The sequence below is a fragment of the Gordonia sp. UBA7599 genome (assembly GCA_002477755.1).
GTDB lineage: Bacteria > Actinomycetota > Actinomycetes > Mycobacteriales > Mycobacteriaceae > Gordonia.
In genome coordinates this window covers 2,391-2,788 of the sequence record DLKD01000154.1, presented here as the reverse complement: position 1 = coordinate 2,788, position 398 = coordinate 2,391, and the positions used below count along the sequence as shown (strand labels likewise).

Annotated in this window: 1 pseudogene; it reads left to right on the top strand. The window is 71.4% G+C overall.

The window, feature by feature from the left end:
- Window positions 1–52: 52 nt before the first annotated feature.
- A pseudogene (locus tag B4L26_RS17810) lies at window positions 53–398 on the top strand (hypothetical protein); the annotation flags it as partial.

Here is a 398-nt window from a genome sequence, read left to right as displayed (position 1 = left end):
CGCGCACGCGGCTCGGGCTGCGGTCAACGCCGTACTCGAAGGCGCCGCCTCCGTGACCGATGCGCGCGGCGAGTCGGCCCGCGTCGCCGCCCTGGCCGATCTGGCCGGTGGCACCTCGCCAGACAACACACTGCGGATGCGACTGTCGACCTTTGTGCTCGCGTCGCGGCTGGAGCGGGTGGTCGATCTGGCCAACGAGCGGCTGCGACTGATGGGCGACGGACGCTTTCAACTCGAACACGACGACTCTCTGGCCGGCCGTGGCGCTCGCAGCGGGCTCGGGCTGCGCATTCGTGACGCCTGGTCGGGCACGACACGCGCGCCGTCCAGCCTCTCCGGCGGCGAATCCTTCATCGCCTCGCTCGCCCTCGCTTTAGGCCTGGCCGATGCCTTGCGCG